The organism is Parafrankia sp. FMc2, from assembly GCF_041008525.1.
GTDB lineage: Bacteria > Actinomycetota > Actinomycetes > Frankiales > Frankiaceae > Parafrankia.
In genome coordinates this window covers 1-2,964 of the sequence record NZ_JBFLUG010000312.1, presented here as the reverse complement: position 1 = coordinate 2,964, position 2,964 = coordinate 1, and the positions used below count along the sequence as shown (strand labels likewise).

The window sequence follows — 2,964 nt, the reverse complement described above, 5'->3', positions numbered from 1 at the left end:
TGTCACCTTCGTCTACTGGGCCATGATCCGCACGATGGCCCACCGGCTTGCCCGCGGCACCCCCGTCCCCCGCTGGACTCCCAGGAAGACCACCCAGAGTCAATGACCATCAAGATTCAGGACAGGCGCTTAGCTGTCACGGGCCCTGGTTCCCGGGATCGGTCGGGCCTTCGTTTCGATTTTCCAGCAGCGGCAGGGGGACGTGGGGGCCGGGTTCGATGACGCGGGAGAACGTGTTCCCGGTCAGCCCCTCGGTAAAGGGATGGTCAAGATGTAAAATGACGGCTGGTTCGCCGAGATAATTCACTCCGGTGACTATTTGGTATTTCCAGGTCAACTCGGCATCGATCAACTCGACGGTTTCCATGTCGTGTACGGATCTTTTTCTGTCATCCATGGACCAGGTGCCACCCAGCTCGGTGTGAACTCGTACCACGAGAACACCAGCATCCCGCGCCGACCAGGTGAACACCTGCGCCTCGAACCCCGTACTCCAGCTCGCCCAGTACATCCACCCTGTTCCGTCGGAGCTGAATCCCAGGGTCGCGTCCTCGGGCGGGCTCTGGTAAAGCGGCCGTTCGGCCCAGATGCCCACGAGTGTCCTGGCAGACATCCGTCGACTGTGGACCACCAGCCCCCTGTCTGACACGGATTTCCTGCTCTACGCCCTCGCTGCCTGGGCCCGGGCGGTCGCGTCGGGCGCCACCGACCTCGGCGACCGCACAGTATCAAGAACATCTCACCGGATCGGACGATGATCGTCCGATCCGGCATGGCGATTGTGCGGCGGGGCTTGGCCGCGAACGACACCTCGTCCCCCACACCGGCCACCCGGCAACGGTCCGGTCGTCGACCCAGGACTGCGGCAGGTTGAGCTCCCGGCCGATCAGCGCATGCCCCCACCGGGAGCGGTAGGCCACAGACACCCCGGCCTGGTGGTTCTCCCGACGGTGCGAGCCTCCCCGGTCCGTCCCCTGCCGCGCCGGCGTGCCGGTTGCCGGTGTCGCGTTGCCCGCGTGGGCTGTCCCTTCCCCCGATGTCGTCGCTGTCGCGCACCCGGAGAAGGGAGGAGAGATGACACGGCGGGGTCGGGTGAAGCCGGACGCCGGTGACGAGGAGGTCACCGGGACGCCGGCGATTCCGGTGGCGCGCAGAGCCGCCTGGATGACGGCAGCGGCGACCATCACCCTGTGGGCGCTGGTGATCACCGGGGCGGTCGGGGGTGTCGCCGGGTGGGTGGTCCGTCCGAACGGTGCCGGGGCGGCGCCGGCGGTCGTGCGGTCGGCGACCGGGCCGGCGGGGTGGGCGCAGGCGTTCGTCGCCGCGTTCCTGACCGCCGGTGAGGGGCAGGAGGAGCGGCTGCGGATGTTCTTCCCCGCGGTGCCGTCGCTGGCGGGGGTGACCGCGGGTGCCCGGGCGGCCGGGCAGGTGACAGTGCTGCGGGCCGGGGAGGTGGCCGCCGGCTACTGGACGGTCACCGTCGCCGTCGACGAACTGGCCCGGGGTGTGGACGGCGGCCTGGTTCCCGACGGGGTTGCCTGCTACCGGGTGTCGCTGGTCGCCCGCGGTGACGCCGCCGCCGGCGGCACCGGGCAGCAGGGCGATCCGGTCGGGTACAGCGCCACTCGGATGCCTGATCGGGTCGCCTGCCCGCCCGCGCTCGACGACGCCCCGGCGCTGGCCTACGCGAGCGCGGTCGACCCCGACGATCCGGTCGGCGATGTGGTGCGCCGGTTCCTGGCGGCGTTGCTGACGGGGGCCGGGGATGTCCGCCGCTACACCAGCCCGACCGCGACGATCCGTCCCATCAACCCGGTTCCCTACACCGGTGTCGAGACGGTCGAGATGCGCCGCGAGACCGTGCCCGGCCTGGATGTCGCCCGGCCGGCCGAGGGGCAGCGGCTGGCGGTGCTGGCCACCGTGCGGGTCGCGTCCGCGACGGCGATCCAGCTGCTCAGCTACCCGCTGCGCCTGGTCGCCCGCGCCGACCGGTGGGAGGTGGCGGCGCTGCCGGGAGCGCCTCCGCTCGACGACGACGCCCTGCCGGCGGTTCCGGCCGCCTCCCCGCCGGCGGTCTCCCCGTCTCCACTGCCCTCCCTGCCGCCGTCACCGTCACCGTCACCGTCACCGGCGGCGGTGACGGGGGCGGGGGCGGGGGAAGAGCCGCGCCCGTATCCGTCGATCACCGTGCAGGAGTCCCCGTATGTCACCCGCCCATTCTGAGACGGTCGTGCTGGCGGCCGGCTGGTTCGACACCTTCAACAAGCTGACCGGCCAGGTCAAGGCGCTGGTGTTCGTGGTGCTCGGCATCGTCGTCGTCATCAACATCATGCGGGTGGCGTTCTCGAAGCAGGGTGCGCTCGTGCCGCTGCTGATGGCCGCGGCCGCGGGGGCGGTGGCGATCTGGGCGGCCACCTCCAGCGATGACAACGCCAAGCGGTTGAAGGAGGACCTCGACAGCGCGGCGGGCATCCAGATCGTCGTCGGGGTGCCCACGGGGCAGTTCCCGGCCGCCCCGGGCGAGGACCGGCAGGCCCGGATATGAGCGTCCACGACGGCGACCGGGCCGGTGAGCGGCTGGCGTTTCGCAGCTACGCCAAGGCGCACCGCCACGGCCATGTGGTCGGCCTGCTGCCCGGCGGGCACCCCATTCCGTTCGGCCCGTACACCCTGACCCAGGTCGGGCTTTTCCTCGGGTCGCTGTTCGTGCTCTACCTGACCCGGGGTCTGTGGATGCACCTGGGGTTCCTCGGCAATCTGCTGGTGCTGTTCGGAACACCGATCGCGCTGGCGTTCACCGAACGGTTCGTGCGCCCCGAGGGCCGCAGTCCGCTGCGCACCGCCCTGGCGCTGGCCACCTATCTCGCAGCCCCCCGCGGGGGCCGGGTACGCGGCCGGGCCTGTGTCCCCCGCCGCCGCCCACCCGCCCGTACCCGGCGCCACCTCCGCCCGTCTTCTTTAACC

General features: G+C 71.1%; 3 protein-coding genes and 1 pseudogene. 3 read left to right on the top strand and 1 reads right to left on the bottom strand.

Features of this window, described 5'->3' with window-relative positions; genetic code table 11:
• Positions 1-136: 136 nt before the first annotated feature.
• The gene (locus AB1460_RS36615; RefSeq protein WP_368967089.1) at positions 137-595 is read right to left on the bottom strand and encodes a hypothetical protein; all 459 of its coding nucleotides are present in this window, start codon (positions 593-595) and stop codon (positions 137-139) included.
• Between the two features lie 479 nt (positions 596-1,074).
• On the opposite strand from AB1460_RS36615, the gene AB1460_RS36605 reads away from it, so the two are divergent.
• The 3 genes and pseudogenes from AB1460_RS36605 to AB1460_RS36595 all read left to right on the top strand — a co-directional run.
• The gene (locus AB1460_RS36605; protein ID WP_368967088.1) at positions 1,075-2,223 is read left to right on the top strand and encodes a hypothetical protein; all 1,149 of its coding nucleotides are present in this window, start codon (positions 1,075-1,077) and stop codon (positions 2,221-2,223) included.
• A 7-nt stretch (positions 2,224-2,230) separates the two neighbouring features.
• Positions 2,231-2,545, top strand: coding sequence for a hypothetical protein (locus tag AB1460_RS36600; protein ID WP_368967086.1), 315 nt, complete (start codon positions 2,231-2,233; stop codon positions 2,543-2,545).
• Positions 2,542-2,964: pseudogene (locus tag AB1460_RS36595) on the top strand (hypothetical protein); the annotation flags it as partial. The gene AB1460_RS36600 and the pseudogene AB1460_RS36595, both read left to right, overlap by 4 nt.